The following is a 13299-nucleotide window of genomic DNA, read 5'->3' as shown; positions in this document are numbered from 1 at the left end:
CGCGGGGTGCCCGTACAGTCCGAGCGGATAAGGAAGCTGACGAACAGTCAGAAAGCAGCAGCAGTCGTGCTACGGAGGCTGGTGGGGACATGCGGCTAGGAGTGGCGCTCGGCTACTGGGGCCGTGGCCCCGACCCCGCGCACATCGAACTGGCCCGCGCGGCCGAGGAGTTGGGCTACCACTCGGTGTGGACCGCGGAGTCCTGGGGCTCGGACGCGTTCACCCCGCTGACCTGGATCGCGGCGCGTACGAGCCGTATCCGCCTGGGCACGGCGGTGGCGCAGATGGCGGCGCGCTCCCCCACGACGACGGCGATGCACGCACTGACGTTGGACCATCTCTCGGGCGGGCGCATGATGTTGGGCCTGGGCCTGTCGGGCCCGCAGGTGGTGGAGGGCTGGTACGGCCGTCCGTTCCCTTCCTCACCGCTGACGGCGACCCGCGAGTACGTGGACGTGATCCGCCAAGTGCTGCGGCGCGAGGGCCCGGTGGAGTCGGACGGTCGCTTCCATCCGCATCCGTACCGGGGCGAGGACGGTACGGGCCTCGGGAAACCGCTGAAGCCGATCACGCACCCGCTCCGCGCCGACCTGCCGATCCTGCTCGGCGCGGAAGGCCCCAAGAACATCGCGCAGACGGCCCGGATCGCGGACGGCTGGCTGCCGCTGTACTGGTCACCGCAGCGGGCGGACCTCTACGAGGCGCCCCTCGCCGAGGCCCGGGACGGCTTCATGGTGGCGCCGATGGCCCGAGCGACGGTCTGCGACGACGTGGCCGAAGGGCTCCTCCCGGTGAAGGCGATGCTCGGCTTCTACATCGGCGGCATGGGTCACGCGGCCCGCAATTTCCACGCCGACCTGATGGCCCGCATGGGATACGAGGAGGAGGCCCGGCAGGTCCAGGACCTGTTCCTCGCCGGCCACCGCGACAAGGCGATCCACGCGGTCCCGGACGCCTTCGCCGACGAAATCTCCTTGGTGGGCCCGCGCGAACGCATAGCGGAACGCCTGGACCTGTGGCGCAAGGGCCCGGTAACAGACCTACTCCTCCTGTCCCCGGACCCCCACACGCTCCGCGTCCTGGCGGAGTTGAACAGTTGAGCCCCGCCCGGTAGCGCTCGTATGCCTAGACAGGCCCGCACCGGGCGGACCGGAACAGCCCCGCCCACTGTTCGGCGGTCAGTGACTTGGGGAGGGCGGTGGGGGTGATGCCCAACTTGCCCAGCGTGCACTGGATCTGACGTCGCGGCAGGTGCGGTGCGGCGCCCGAGACGATGTGCGGCAGACCGCGCCCCGCTCCCGTGAACACCCGCTGCACGAAGTCCTGGTACCGCTTTCGGTCTCCGTGGTCGATCAGGGGGTGGAGGCGGCGGGTCATCGTCATCAGGCCGGCGTCGACTCCGGGGCGTGGGCGGAATGCCGTGGCCGGGACCCGCTGGACGAGACCGAAAGCGAACCACGGCCACCACTGGGCCGTCATCAGCGTCGCGCCGCCCACCCCCGCGCGGCGCCGCGCGACCTCCCACTGCACCAGGAGGACGGCCTCGGTCCAGCCGGGGGCGCCGAGGATGTGCCGCAGCATCGCCGTGGTCTGGTGGAAGGGCAGGTTCCCCACCAGGACATGCGGGGTGGCGGGCACGGTGTAGCGGAGGAAGTCCGCGTGGACGATGGCGGTCGACGGGTGGGTACGGCGCGCGAGCCGTGCCGCGTGCCGGTCGTCGATCTCGACACCGGTCAGCGGTCGGCCGAGCCGCTGCAACGGCAGGGTCAGCGCGCCGTCTCCGGCACCGATCTCGATGATGGGTCCGGCGGTTTCGGCGACCAGGCCGACGACGGAGCGGATGACAGACGGGTCGTACAGGAAGTTCTGGCCGAGTTCATGACGGCCAGGACGAGATGAGGTGGGCACTGCTGGATCTCCGCGGCTTCGGGGGAAGCCGGGCAGCGCGAGAGGAGCCGCCCGGCGAGGTCTCTCCGGAGCGGCGGTACTTCTCGGTACGCGATGCGGTACGCGATTCAGTACGGAATTCTGTACGGAACTCGGTACGCGATGCGGTACGGGAAAGGGCCGCCGCTAGACGCGGCGCTCGCGAATCAGCGCGATCCCTACGAAGACTGAGAAGCCACAACACATGCCGGTCACGCTACCGGGCACCCCGGGGCCCACGGCAACCGGTTTTTTCCGACGCCCCTTCACGGCTCCCCCTCAACCCCTCAACCCCCCGAGTTGAGCTGCGAGGTGGACGGCACCTTGTCCGTCACCTCCGCGCCCGCGCTTTTGCCCGCCCCCTTGACCTGGCCCACGACCTGGTCGAAGGAGTTCACCACGGAGTCCGTCGACTCGCCCTTGCGCAGCTTCGACGGGAGGCTCTTGAGGGATTCGATGCCCGCGGTGAGCGGCGCGACGGCCTTCGCGAGGGTCGGGTCGCCCTGGGCGTTGCGCGAGGCGGCCTTGAACCGGTTGTAGGCGAAGGTCCCCGCGAGCCCCGCCTTCACCAGGGCGACCTTGCGGCCCTTCGCCCCGCTCTTGAACGTGCCCGCGCGATAGGGCTTCACGATCCACTGGTACGTCGCCCCGGCCGCGAGGCCCGCGTTGGCGACGAAGCGGGTCTTGGCGAGCTTCTGCCGCTCGGCGGTGTCGGACGCGGTCGGCGACGCGGCGTCCGCGAGGGACGCCGACGCGGCGCTGTCGCCCTTGCCGCCGCAGGCGGTGGCCCCGGCCAGCAGGCCGCAGCACAGGGTCACGGCGACGACGGTCCGACGCAGCGGAGCGGAACGTGGCGACGGCGCGGTACGGGGCACGGCGGGTCCTCCCGGGATGGGCGATTCTCCCGGGCAGCCTCACCCGGTGCCGTGTCCTGCGCCAGTCGGGCGAGCCCGTACGGGTTTGGCCGCCGCGATACGGGCTACTCGCACGGCATGTCGTCTCACACGCGCACCGGAGCCAACCAGGCCGGGACGGTCGTCGCGATCGTCGCCGATGTCCTGGCCGTGATCCTCGGACTGTGGATCCTGATGTATCTGCTGGACGCGAACCGCGGGAACGACCTCGTCCAGTTCGTCCACCACCTCGCCGACTGGCTGGCGGGCTGGTCGCACGACCTGTTCACCTTCGACGAGGCATGGGCCCGCGTCGTGGCGGGCTACGGTCTGGCGGCGGTGGTCTACCTGTTCATCGGCCACGCCATCGCCAACCGCCTCCACCGACGTTAGAACCCGCCGCCCGGACCCGTACCAAGCCCTAGCACGCGCAGTCCGGGTCCAGGCCCACCGGCAGCCGCTCCCCGCCGAACACGGCGCACGTGGCCTCGTCGCCGCCGAGTGCCGCCACGGCGAGCAGCAGGGAACCCGCCGTCCAGGTGGTGAGTTCCTCGGGCCATATCGCCCGGTCGTCGAAGACGTACCCCGTCCAGTACAGGCCCGACGCGGGATCCCGCAGATGCTGGATCGACTGGAGGACGTCCAGAGCGCGGTCGGACTCGCCCACCATCCACAGGGTGAGGGCGAGTTCGGCCGACTCACCGCCCGTCACCCACGGGTTGGGCACCACACAGCGCACCCCGAGTCCCGGCACGACGAACCGGTCCCAGCCCGCCGCGATCCGGGCGGTGGCCTCCGCGCCGGTGACCGCGCCGCCGAGCACCGGGTAGTACCAGTCCATCGAGTAGCGGTCCTTGTCGAGGAACCGCTCGGGGTGCCGGCGTATCGCGTGCCGCAGCGCGCCCGCCGCCAACTCCCAGTCGGGCTGCGGCTCTTCGCGCTGCTCGGCGACGGCGAGCGCGCAGCGCAGCGCGTGGTACACCGATGAACTCCCGGTCAGCAGCGCGTCGGTGACGGCGCTTCCGTCGGCCTCGCGCTTCCAGCCGATCTGGCCGCCGGGCCGCTGGAGCGCGAGGACGAACTCGACGGCGGCGTGCACGACGGGCCACATCCGGTCGAGGAACACATCGTCACCGGTGGCCAGATAGTGGTGCCAGACGCCGACGGCGACGTACGCGCAGAAGTTGGACTCGCGACTCCGGTCCGTCACCCGCTCGAAGTCGCCGTCCGCGTAGGCGGCGTACCAGGAGCCGTCCGGGTTCTGATGCCGGGCCAGCCACGCGTAGGCGCGCGCGGCGGCCTCGTGCTCGCCGGACGCGTCGAGGGCCATCGCCGCCTCGGTGTGGTCCCAGGGGTCGAGATGGTGGCCGCGGAACCACGGGATCGCGCCGTCCTCGCGCTGTGCGGCGAGGATGCCCCGGACGGTGACCGACGCCTCTTCCGCGGTGAGGACCCCGGGCAGTACGAGATGTTCTGTCCGGGGTGTGGTCACGAGGTGACCGCCACGGGCAGGTGCGGCTTGGTCGCGTAGGCCACGAAACTCTTGCCGATCAGCGGGTTCAGCGCCTGCTCGGCGACCCGGGTGGCCAGGGGTTTCTTCATGATGTCCCAGACCAGGAGCTTGTGGTACGCCCGTACGGGCAGCGCCTTGTCGTTGTCGACGCCGAACGCGCACTTGAGCCACCAGTACGGCGAGTGCAGCCCGTGCGCGTGGTGCGTGCCGTACGGCCTGAGGCCCGCCTCACGCATCCTGCCGAGCAGTTCGTCGGCGCGGTAGATACGGATGTGGCCGCCCTCGACCTCGTGGTACGCGTCACTGAGCGCCCAACAGACCTTCTCGGGGCCGTAACGCGGGACGGTGACGGCGATCCGGCCGCCGGGGCGCAACACCCGGACCATTTCGGCGAGTACGCCCTTGTCGTCGGGGATGTGCTCCATCACCTCGGAGATGATCACGACGTCGAAGGACTCGTCGGGGAACGGCAGCGCGAGCGCGTCGCCCTCCATCGCGGTGGCGGTGGCGCCCTCGGGTGCCTCGCCCTCCTGCTTCATCGCGGCGAACCACTTGGCGACCTCGCGGATCTCCTCACCGTTGCGGTCGAGGGCGACGACCTGGGCGCCGCGCCGGTAGCACTCGAAGGCGTGCCGGCCCGCGCCGCAGCCGAGGTCCAGGACGCGGTCCCCCGGAGCGAGCGGGAAGCGGGTGAAGTCGACGGTCAGCATGCGTGGTTGCTCCCCAGCGGGGCCGCCGCTGAGCGGCCGGGATCGGTGGCCGTCGAGCGGCCGATGGCGTCACGGTAGTGGTCGACCGTCCCGCGCGCGGCCCGCGCCCAGGTGAAGTGGTTCAGGACCCGCTCGCGTCCGGCGCGCCCGAGTCGCGTCCGCAGGTCCGGGTCGGCGAGCAGCCGGCCGAGCCCGGCGGCCAGCGCCCCCGCGTCGCCCGGAGGCACCGCGAGGCAGGTCTCGCCGTCGGCGCCGGCGACCTCCGGGATGGCGCCGCCGGTGGTCGCCACGAGCGGTGTCCCGGTCGCCATCGCCTCGGCGGCGGGCAGCGAGAAACCCTCGTACAGCGAAGGGACGCAGGCGACTTGGGCCGAGCGGACGAGGTCGACCAGTTCGGCGTCGGAGATGCCCTTGACGAACTCGACGGCGCCCTGGAGCCCGTACCGCTCTATGGCGCCCGCGACCGGTCCGTCCTCGGCCCGCCTGCCGACGACGACGAGATGCGCGTCGGGGCGTTCGGTACGGAGTTTGGCGAGCGCCTCGACCAGGTGGATCAGGCCCTTGAGGGGGACGTCCGCGCTGGACGTGGTGACGATACGGCCCGGTATCTCGGGCACCGACGCGTCCGGCGAGAACAGGGCGGTGTCGGCGCCGATAGGGACGACGTGGACGCGCTCGGAGCGTACGCCGAGGTGGTCCACGATCTCCTGGCGCGAGGAGCCGGAGACGGTGAGTACGGACGGCAGACGGCGGGCGACGCGCTTCTGCATCCGGGTGAAGGCGTACCAGCGGCGGACGGACGCGCGGCGCTTCCAGTCGTCGGCCGCGTCCAGCTCCAACTGGCGGTCCACGGTGATGGGGTGATGGATCGTCGTGACCAGCGGGGCGCCGAGGCCGCCCAACAGGCCGTAGCCGAGGGTCTGGTTGTCGTGGACGACGTCGAACTCGCCGCGCCGGGCGCGCAGATGACGGCGGGCGCGCAGCGAGAAGGTCAGCGGCTCGGGGAAGCCGCCGGTCCACATGGTGCCGACCTCCAGGGCGTCGATCCAGTCGCGGTACTCGGAGCGGGCGGGGGTGCGGAAGGGGTCCGGCTGGCGGTAGAGGTCGAGACTCGGCAGCTCGGTGAGAGCGGGATCGATGGCGCGGGGGAGATCTTCGGCCCCGACTTCGTTCCCGTCTTCGTTTCCGTCCAACACGTCGAGTACGGGGTAGGGCTGGGCTCCGATGACCTCGACGCGGTGGCCCAGGCGGGCCAGTTCACGCGAGAGGTGGCGTACGTAGACGCCCTGGCCGCCGCAGAACGGGTTGCCCTTATAGGTGAGGAGGGCGATGCGCAGCGGCTTGCCGCCGTCCGCCGGGGGGCCGTTCTCCATGGAGGCACGAGGGCCAGCTTCCATGGCCTCAGCGGTCACTCCGGGCCCCCTTCTCGCGGCGATTCCACGCGACCCTACGCGTGGGCGCTAATGTAGAACAAGTTTCAGACTTGATCGTTCAAGAAGCTCTGAATCTACCGGCAGGTAGCCACCGATGGTCGGCCGGACCAGGTGATTCGCGCCACGACGGCGAGCCCTGCCATGCTGTGCGGCCGGGAGCCTGGTTCCCTTTGGTTCAGTTCGGTGCACATTCCTTCATACTCGATCGAACACGGACGACCGCCATGGAACGGGACAGATGACAGCGGAAGCCAAGCCGTCGGATCCGGCATCGCCTCCTCTCACCGAGCGCCAGGAGGCGCGGCGCCGGCGCATTCTGCACGCCAGCGCCCAACTGGCCAGCCGGGGCGGTTTCGACGCGGTGCAGATGCGGGAGGTCGCCGAGTCGTCGAGTGTCGCCCTGGGCACGCTGTACCGGTACTTCCCCTCGAAGGTGCATCTGCTGGTGGCGACGATGCAGGATCAGTTGCAGCATCTGCACACGACGCTGAGGAAGCGTCCGCCCGGGGCCGACGCGCCCGCCGAGCGGGTCGCGGAGACCCTGATGCGGGCCTTCCGCGCACTCCAGCGGGAGCCGCATCTCGCGGACGCCATGGTGCGCGCCCTGACCTTCGCCGACCGGTCGGTCAGCCCCGAGGTGGACCAGGTGTCCCGCCAGACCACGGCGATCATCCTGGACGCGATGGGCCTGGAGAACCCGACCCCCGAGCAACTGTCGGCGGTCCGCGTGATCGAACACACCTGGCACTCGGCCCTTATCACCTGGCTCTCCGGCCGAGCGTCGATCGCACAGGTAAAAATCGACATCGAAACGGTCTGCCGCCTGATTGACCTCACGGAACCGGCTCCCCGGAAGTAACGTCACCGGAGTTCCCGGACACGGCCCGCCCCCACACCCAAGGGCGAAGCCCTGTCCTTGGCTTCCCGCCACACGGCAAGCGAAGCCCGCCCCGGGCCGAGCCCGCCACCCATTCCACCAAACACCCACCACCGTGGCGCGCCACCGCTGCGGCGGGAAAGTGCCCCTCCGGGGCGAAGGGCTGCCGCCGGGGCGGATGCCTGGTGCCGGCTGAGGCGGACACCACCCCCGGGCCGGGCCCGCCACCCATTCCGCCGAACACCCGCCACCGTGGCGGACCGCCGCTGCGGCGGGAAGTTTGCCCCTCCGGGGCGAAAGCCCACCGCAGCGCCGCACACCAGCCGCCGCCGGGGCGGATGCCCGGAGCCGACGGAGGCAGACACCACCCCCAGGCCGGGCCCGCCACCCATTCCGCCGAACAACCAGCACCCTGGCGCGCCACCGCTGCGGCGGAAAGGTGCCCCGCCGGGGCAAGAGGCCACCGCGCCGGCGGCAGGAGTCCCGCCCTCGCCCGGCCGGGGAAGGCTCACCCCCGACCGCCGCCGCCCCACTTTCCGCCGCAGCCGTGGTGCGCCACATCGGCGAGAGTCCGGCGGAATGGAGGACGGCCTCCACCCGAACCCCGCCGAAACCCCTTCCCACCGCAGCCGTGGTGCGCCACATCGGCCAGAGTCCGGCGGGACGAGCAACGAACCCGCACCCCGAACCCCGCCGAAACCCCTCCCGCCGCAGCCGCAGTGCGCCACGGCCGAGAGCGTCCCGCGTAGCGGAATGGGGGGCGGGGATTCGCTCGTTGCCGCCCCCTGCGCAAGGGGGCGTTCAGTCGTCAGGGGGGAACACCGGTTCCCCGGTTTCGCGCAGGGTGATCGTGATGGCCTCCACGGGGCAGCCTTCCGCCGCCGCGAGGATGGCTTCGTTGGCGTCCGTGTCCGAGTCCCGGGGGTGGGACTGGCGGGCCGGGTCGAGTTGGAAGCCGGTCGGGGCGGTGCCGACGCACATGCCGGAGCCGATGCACACCCCCCGGTCCACCTCGACATGCCAGCGGTCTCCCATCGCTACGCCTCCCACCCCGCCGGCAGATGGATCATCTTGTGCTCGAAGTACTCGCCGTACCCCTCGGGCCCGAACTCCCGCCCCAGACCGGAGTTCTTGTAGCCGCCGAACGGCCCGAGCATGTCGAGGCTGAAGGTGTTCACGGAGTAGGTGCCGGTGCGTACCCGGCGGGCGATGTCGAGGCCGCGTTCGACGTCGGCGGTCCATACGCTGCCGGAGAGCCCGTAGTCGGAGTCGTCGGCGATCCGGACGGCCTCGTCCTCGTCGCCGTACGGGAGCAGGCAGATCACCGGCCCGAAGATCTCCTCGCGGGCGATCCGCATCGAGTTGTCGACGTCGCCGAAGAGCGTCGGCTCGACGTACCAGCCCTGGTCGAATCCGGCCGGACGGCCGCCCCCGGCAAGGACCTTGGCGCCCTCCTCCTGGCCGATGCGGATGTAGTCGAGGGAGCGCCGCTGCTGGCGCTCGGCGACCAGCGGGCCGAGTTCGGTCGCCGGGTCGAGCGGGTCGCCGACCTTGAGCCCGTTCGCGGCGGCGGCGAACGCCTCCGCGAACTCGTCGTAACGCGTGCGGGGTACGAGGATCCGGGTCTGGGCCACGCACGCCTGGCCGTTGATCATCCACGCGAAGGGCGTGATGCCCGCGACCGCGGTGGCCGCGTCGGCGTCCGGCAGGATCACCGCCGCCGACTTGCCGCCCAACTCCAGGGTGACGCGGGTGAGATGGCGCGCCGCCACCTCCATCACCCGCTTGCCCGCCGCGACCGACCCGGTGAAGGAGACCTTGTCGACGCCGGGGTGTCCGACGAGGTATTCGCTGACCTCGCGGTCGGCCGGGAGAATCGACAACACACCTTCGGGCAGGCCCGCTTCGGCGGCGATCTCACCGAGGATGTACGCGTCCAAAGGCGCCTCGGGCGAGGTCTTCAGGATGGCCGGGCACCCGGCGAGCAGCGCGGGCGCGAGCTTGGCGGCGGCGGTGAACTGCGGGACGTTCCACGGCACCACGGCCGCCACGACCCCGACCGGCTCGCGCCGCACGAGCAGCTTCCCGAGGACACCGTCGCGCGCCTCCTCGTACCGGAAGCCGCGCGCCACGGTGATCGCCGCGTCCCACACCATCATCGCGGCGAGCGCCTGCACCATGACGCTCGATGTGTACGGGGTGCCGTTCTGGGAGCTGATGGAGCGGGCGATCTCCTCGTGCCGTACGGCGATTCCGTCCTTGATCCGCGACACCACCTCGATGCGTTCGTCGAGGGTCATCCGAGGCCAGGGGCCCTCGTCGAACGCCGTGCGGGCGGCGGCCACGGCACGGTCGACGTCGGCGGGCGAGGCGTGCGGTACGCGGCCGAAGACCTCACCGGTGTGCGGCGAGATCACCTCGATGACCTCCTGGCCGAGGGGGTCGGCCAACGCCCCGCCGATGAACAGCTGTCCGTGTTCCACACGCTCGGTCATGGCTGTGACCGCCTCCCGGAGGACGCTATCTGACACTGTCTCAGAACTAGTACCAGTTCTAGTTATAGTGGGCAATGCCCGTGCCACCGCAGAGAGATGGGGCAACCGTTGACTTCGCAGACGCAGGTGACCGATCACGGCGGAGGCGTCCGGTCGATCCGGGTCCCCATTCCGGACAACCCGCTGGGCCACACCCTGGTCCATCTCCTCGACACCGACAGCGGCCCGGTCCTGGTCGACACCGGCTGGGACGACCCCACGTCCTGGGACACTTTGACCGAGGGGCTGGCCGCCTGCGGCACCTCGGTGGACGCGGTGCACGGCGTCGTCGTCACGCATCACCACCCCGACCACCACGGTCTGTCGGGCAAGGTCCGTGAGGCGTCGGGCGCGTGGATCGCGATGCACGCCGCCGACGCGGAGGTGGTGCGCCGCACCCGGGAGAACCGGCCCGAGCGCTGGTACGCCTACATGGCCGCGAAGCTCACCGCGGCCGGGGCGCCCGACGAGTTGGTGGCGCCGCTGCGCGCGGCCCGCGGCTCCGGGCGCTCGGGCATGCCCGGCACGCGCCCCGCGCTCCCGGACCGTGACATCGTCCCGGGCGATCTGCTGCCCCTCGCGGGCCGCCGGCTGCGCGCGATCTGGACGCCGGGCCACACCCCGGGCCATGTCTGCCTCCACCTGGAGGAGGAACACCCGGCGGGCCTACCGGGCCATGGCCGGCTCTTCTCCGGCGACCATCTGCTGCCCGGGATCACCCCGCACATCGGTCTCTACGAGGACCCGGACGACAGCACCGCCGTACCGGACCCGCTCGGCGACTACCTCGACTCGCTGGAGCGCGTGGGCCGGCTCGGGCCGGCCGAGATCCTCCCGGCGCACCAGCACGCGTTCACCGACGCGCCCGCCCGGGTGCGGGCCCTCCTGGACCACCACGAGTCCCGTCTCACCCATCTGCACGCCCTGCTCGCGGCCCCGCTCACGCCCTGGCAGCTCGCCGAACGCATGGACTGGAACCGGCCTTGGGCGGAGATTCCGTTCGCCTCCCGCACCATCGCCGTCTCGGAGGCGGAGGCCCATCTGCGCCGGCTGGTCAAACTGGGCCGCGCCGAGCCGGTGCCGAGCAGTGAACCGGTGACGTACCGGGCGGTGGACTGACGGCGGAAAACGGAGCGGCCGAGCCCGGTTCCGAGGTGCCGGAGAGCGCGATTCCGGGGCCGGTACAGTAAGCAGGTCGTCATCATGCCCTGGTGGGGGGAAGCCGGTGGGAATCCGGCGCTGACCCGCAGCCGTGAGCCTTCGAGCCGTCCTCGAATCGAGCCCTTCTCGATACGAGCCGTCTCCGAGGTGAGCCGGAATGCCTCACCGGGGACGTGACCGGCCCATGTCACCGGGACCTCCGGTGACCGGCACCGTCGAGGCATACGGAGCCGGAGCCGCCTGGTACCCCCGTGTGCCCGTGCCGCCCGGCCCCCGCAGGGAGAGGCACCCGCCGATCATGAATATTCGCCGCAGCGCAGCGGTCCTGGCCGCCACCGCAGTGATAGGCACCGGGGCCGCCCCGTCCGCCCTCGCCGACGAGACAGCTCCCTCCGCGTCCCCTTCGCTGGCGCTCCCCTCGGGCCTCTACGGCAAGGCCGACCCGACGTACGACGGGGTGTGGCGGCAGTCGCTCGCCCTGCTCGCCCAGGACACCGTGAAGGTGAAGCCGGCGGCCAAGGCCGTCGACTGGCTCACCGGGCAGCAGTGCGCGGACGGCGCCTTCGCCGCGTTCCGGGCCGACTCCGGCACGGCGTGCGACGCGAAGACCCCCGTCGACACCAACAGCACGGCCGCCGCCGTTCAGGCACTCGCCGCGCTCGGCGGGCAGGACGCCACGGTACGCAAGAGCGTCGACTGGCTGCGGTCCGTCCAGAACAAGGACGGCGGCTGGGCCTACAACCCGGGCGGTCCCAGCGACGCCAACTCCACCTCCGTGGTGATCGGCGCGCTCGTCGCCGCGGGCACCAAGCCCGCCGACGTCGCCTCGCCGGACGGCAAGTCCCCGTACGACGCGCTCCTCGCCCTCGCGATCCCCTGCGACGAGAAGGACGGCGGCGCCTACGCCTACCAGCCGGACAAGAAGGGCAAGCTCGCGGCGAACGCGGACGCCACGGCCGCCGGTATCGTCGGCGGACTCGGCGTCGGCCTCGCGGCCACGGCCGCCGAGGCTCCGAAGGAGACCAGTACGGGCTGCGACGCGGCTTCCGCCAAGACTACGGACGGCGCCGCCCGCAACGGCGCCGCCCAGCTCGCCAAGGCCCTCCTCAAGGACGGGCACCTGATGTCCGCGCTGCCCGGCGCCGAGGACCAGCCGGACTACGGCAACACCGCCGACGCCGTCGTCGCGCTCGCCGCCGCCGGACGGACCGACGAGGGCGAGAAGGCGCTGGCCTGGCTGGAGGGCAACGCCACCGCCTGGGCCGACCAGGGCGGCCCGGCCGCGTACGCCCAGCTGATCTTCGCCGCGCACGCGGTGGGCTCCGACCCGCGCGACTTCGGCTCCACCGACCTGGTAGGGCAGTTGAACGCGACCGGGCCCGCGCCCCAGGCGAAGACGGCCGACGCGTCCCCGACCGGGAAGACCGACACCAGCAAGAACACCGATGACGACGGCGGTGTCGGCGTCTGGTGGATCATCGGCGTCGGACTCGTCGGCGGTGTCGGCATCGGATTCCTGCTGAGCGGACGCCTGAAGAAGCAGCGGTCGTGAAGCCGGCAGCGGTCCTCCGGCGCCCTGGTCCGGCGGTGGCCGCCCTGTTCGGCGCCCTTCTCGTCGCCCTGTGCGTCACCCTCCTCGGCGCGGCCCCCGCGCACGCCGCCGGTTACCGCTACTGGTCCTTCTGGGACCTCGACGGCGACCGGTGGGCGTACGCGACCCAGGGCCCCTCCACCGCACGCCCGTCGGACGGTGACGTACAGGGCTTCCGCTTCGCCGTGAGCGAGGACTCCCAGGACGCCACGACACCGCGCGGCGCCCATGACTTCGGCGCGATCTGCGACGGCACCCCGGCACGGTCCGGCGAGAAGCGGATCGCCCTCGTCGTCGACTTCGGCACGGCGGGCGACGCCCCGGACGGCGAGACCCCGCCGGCGGCCCGTACCGCGTGCGCCCGGGTCGGCGAGGACGCGACCACCGCCGAGGCGCTCGCCGAGGTCGCGAAGCCGCTGCGGTACGACACCAACGCGCTGCTGTGCGCCATCTCCGGGTATCCGAAGGCCGGGTGCGGGGAGCAGGTGGCGGGGTCCGGGGGCGCGAAGACCGGCAAGGCGACCACCGCGTCCGACAACGAGAACAGCGGGGACAGCGGGGACAGCGGCGGCTCCTCCGTCGGGGTCGCCGTCGGGATCGGTGCCGTGGTCGTCCTCGGGGGCGCCGCGTACTGGCAGTCCCGCCGCCGCCGGGGCTGACC

At 71.8% G+C, this 13299-nt stretch carries 13 protein-coding genes and 1 riboswitch; of the genes, 6 read left to right on the top strand and 7 right to left on the bottom strand.

What is annotated here, in order from left to right; translation table 11 throughout:
- The first annotated feature begins 89 nt into the window (after nucleotides 1–89).
- On the top strand, nucleotides 90–1100 hold the full coding sequence (locus ACFVT5_RS34900) for an LLM class F420-dependent oxidoreductase (protein WP_389896486.1): 1011 nt from the start codon (nucleotides 90–92) through the stop codon (nucleotides 1098–1100).
- A gap of 25 nt (nucleotides 1101–1125) precedes the next feature.
- Here the strand turns inward: ACFVT5_RS34900 and erm are convergent, their stop codons facing one another.
- Both erm and ACFVT5_RS34890 read right to left on the bottom strand, forming a co-directional pair.
- Nucleotides 1126–1908, bottom strand: coding sequence for a 23S ribosomal RNA methyltransferase Erm (gene erm, locus ACFVT5_RS34895; RefSeq protein ID WP_389896483.1), 783 nt, complete (start codon nucleotides 1906–1908; stop codon nucleotides 1126–1128).
- A 305-nt stretch (nucleotides 1909–2213) separates the two neighbouring features.
- Nucleotides 2214–2801: a hypothetical protein gene (locus ACFVT5_RS34890; protein WP_389896481.1), complete on the bottom strand. Its 588-nt coding sequence runs from the start codon at nucleotides 2799–2801 to the stop codon at nucleotides 2214–2216.
- A 117-nt stretch (nucleotides 2802–2918) separates the two neighbouring features.
- Between ACFVT5_RS34890 and ACFVT5_RS34885 the strand changes: the two genes are divergently transcribed.
- Complete coding sequence (locus tag ACFVT5_RS34885; RefSeq protein WP_389896478.1) at nucleotides 2919–3212, top strand: hypothetical protein; 294 nt, start codon at nucleotides 2919–2921, stop codon at nucleotides 3210–3212.
- A gap of 28 nt (nucleotides 3213–3240) precedes the next feature.
- On the opposite strand, the gene ACFVT5_RS34880 is transcribed toward ACFVT5_RS34885, so the two are convergent.
- Genes ACFVT5_RS34880 through ACFVT5_RS34870 form a run of 3 tightly spaced genes read right to left on the bottom strand, consistent with a single transcriptional unit; the run spans nucleotide 3241 to nucleotide 6454 of the window.
- Nucleotides 3241–4311 (bottom strand): prenyltransferase, encoded by a 1071-nt coding sequence (locus ACFVT5_RS34880; protein ID WP_389896476.1) that lies wholly within the window; start codon nucleotides 4309–4311, stop codon nucleotides 3241–3243.
- The gene (locus ACFVT5_RS34875; RefSeq protein WP_389896473.1) at nucleotides 4308–5042 is read right to left on the bottom strand and encodes a methyltransferase domain-containing protein; all 735 of its coding nucleotides are present in this window, start codon (nucleotides 5040–5042) and stop codon (nucleotides 4308–4310) included. Before ACFVT5_RS34875 ends, ACFVT5_RS34880 begins: the two co-directional genes overlap by 4 nt.
- Nucleotides 5036–6454, bottom strand: coding sequence for a glycosyltransferase family 4 protein (locus ACFVT5_RS34870; protein WP_389896471.1), 1419 nt, complete (start codon nucleotides 6452–6454; stop codon nucleotides 5036–5038). The genes ACFVT5_RS34875 and ACFVT5_RS34870 overlap by 7 nt, the downstream gene beginning before the upstream one ends.
- A 259-nt stretch (nucleotides 6455–6713) precedes the next feature.
- Between ACFVT5_RS34870 and ACFVT5_RS34865 the strand changes: the two genes are divergently transcribed.
- Nucleotides 6714–7334 carry a TetR family transcriptional regulator gene (locus tag ACFVT5_RS34865; RefSeq protein ID WP_389896469.1) on the top strand — a complete coding sequence of 207 codons (621 nt, stop codon included), beginning with the start codon at nucleotides 6714–6716 and terminating at the stop codon, nucleotides 7332–7334.
- 819 nt (nucleotides 7335–8153) lie between these two features.
- On the opposite strand, the gene ACFVT5_RS34860 is transcribed toward ACFVT5_RS34865, so the two are convergent.
- Both ACFVT5_RS34860 and ACFVT5_RS34855 read right to left on the bottom strand, forming a co-directional pair.
- Nucleotides 8154–8387: a ferredoxin gene (locus ACFVT5_RS34860; protein ID WP_389896466.1), complete on the bottom strand. Its 234-nt coding sequence runs from the start codon at nucleotides 8385–8387 to the stop codon at nucleotides 8154–8156.
- Nucleotides 8388–8389: 2 nt separating this feature from the next.
- Complete coding sequence (locus ACFVT5_RS34855) at nucleotides 8390–9847, bottom strand: aldehyde dehydrogenase (protein WP_389896463.1); 1458 nt, start codon at nucleotides 9845–9847, stop codon at nucleotides 8390–8392.
- Between the two features lie 96 nt (nucleotides 9848–9943).
- Between ACFVT5_RS34855 and ACFVT5_RS34850 the strand changes: the two genes are divergently transcribed.
- The 3 genes from ACFVT5_RS34850 (at nucleotide 9944) to ACFVT5_RS34840 (ending at nucleotide 13297) form a co-directional block, all read left to right on the top strand.
- On the top strand, nucleotides 9944–11005 hold the full coding sequence (locus ACFVT5_RS34850; protein ID WP_389896460.1) for an MBL fold metallo-hydrolase: 1062 nt from the start codon (nucleotides 9944–9946) through the stop codon (nucleotides 11003–11005).
- Between the two features lie 97 nt (nucleotides 11006–11102).
- A riboswitch (cobalamin riboswitch) is annotated at nucleotides 11103–11209 on the top strand.
- A gap of 136 nt (nucleotides 11210–11345) precedes the next feature.
- Nucleotides 11346–12599: a prenyltransferase/squalene oxidase repeat-containing protein gene (locus tag ACFVT5_RS34845; protein ID WP_389896457.1), complete on the top strand. Its 1254-nt coding sequence runs from the start codon at nucleotides 11346–11348 to the stop codon at nucleotides 12597–12599.
- Nucleotides 12596–13297, top strand: coding sequence for an SCO2322 family protein (locus ACFVT5_RS34840; RefSeq protein ID WP_389896456.1), 702 nt, complete (start codon nucleotides 12596–12598; stop codon nucleotides 13295–13297). Before ACFVT5_RS34845 ends, ACFVT5_RS34840 begins: the two co-directional genes overlap by 4 nt.
- Nucleotides 13298–13299: the final 2 nt, after the last annotated feature.

This window comes from Streptomyces sp. NPDC058001 (assembly GCF_042886315.1).
Classification (GTDB): Bacteria; Actinomycetota; Actinomycetes; order Streptomycetales; family Streptomycetaceae; genus Streptomyces.
Note: the sequence above shows the minus strand (reverse complement) of the source record. Positions and strands in the feature narration are given on the sequence as shown.

Coding starts and splice junctions, on each gene's coding strand:
- ACFVT5_RS34845 (WP_389896457.1), top strand. CDS start 11,346: ATGAATATTCGCCGCAGCGCAGCGGTCCTGGCCGCCACCGCAGTGATA.
- ACFVT5_RS34885 (WP_389896478.1), top strand. CDS start 2,919: ATGTCGTCTCACACGCGCACCGGAGCCAACCAGGCCGGGACGGTCGTC.
- ACFVT5_RS34875 (WP_389896473.1), bottom strand. CDS start 5,042: ATGCTGACCGTCGACTTCACCCGCTTCCCGCTCGCTCCGGGGGACCGC.
- ACFVT5_RS34860 (WP_389896466.1), bottom strand. CDS start 8,387: ATGGGAGACCGCTGGCATGTCGAGGTGGACCGGGGGGTGTGCATCGGC.
- ACFVT5_RS34865 (WP_389896469.1), top strand. CDS start 6,714: ATGACAGCGGAAGCCAAGCCGTCGGATCCGGCATCGCCTCCTCTCACC.
- ACFVT5_RS34900 (WP_389896486.1), top strand. CDS start 90: ATGCGGCTAGGAGTGGCGCTCGGCTACTGGGGCCGTGGCCCCGACCCC.
- ACFVT5_RS34855 (WP_389896463.1), bottom strand. CDS start 9,847: ATGACCGAGCGTGTGGAACACGGACAGCTGTTCATCGGCGGGGCGTTG.
- ACFVT5_RS34850 (WP_389896460.1), top strand. CDS start 9,944: ATGGGGCAACCGTTGACTTCGCAGACGCAGGTGACCGATCACGGCGGA.